We start from the raw sequence: 526 nt of genomic DNA, 5'->3' as shown, positions 1-526 counted from the left end.
GGCAGGTGGTGGAAAGATTTATCGGTGGGGGATGGACTCGCGGCCTATCAGCTTGTTGGTGAGGTAATGGCYYACCAAGGCGACGACGGGTAGCCGGCCTGAGAGGGTGACCGGCCACACTGGGACTGAGACACGGCCCAGACTCCTACGGGAGGCAGCAGTGGGGAATATTGCACAATGGGCGAAAGCCTGATGCAGCGACGCCGCGTGAGGGATGACGGCCTTCGGGTTGTAAACCTCTTTCAGTAGGGAAGAAGCGAAAGTGACGGTACCTGCAGAAGAAGCGCCGGCTAACTACGTGCCAGCAGCCGCGGTAATACGTAGGGCGCAAGCGTTATCCGGAATTATTGGGCGTAAAGAGCTCGTAGGCGGTTTGTCGCGTCTGCTGTGAAAGACCGGGGCTCAACTCCGGTTCTGCGGTGGGTACGGGCAGACTAGAGTGATGTAGGGGAGACTGGAATTCCTGGTGTAGCGGTGAAATGCGCAGATATCAGGAGGAACACCGATGGCGAAGGCAGGTCTCTGG

At 58.6% G+C, this 526-nt stretch carries 1 rRNA gene; it reads left to right on the top strand.

The window, feature by feature from the left end:
* Positions 1 to 526, top strand: a 16S ribosomal RNA gene (locus AC1DMU_RS29575); the annotation flags it as partial.

This window comes from Bacillus sp. 01N45, assembly GCF_056399205.1.
Note: the sequence above shows the minus strand (reverse complement) of the source record. Positions and strands in the feature narration are given on the sequence as shown.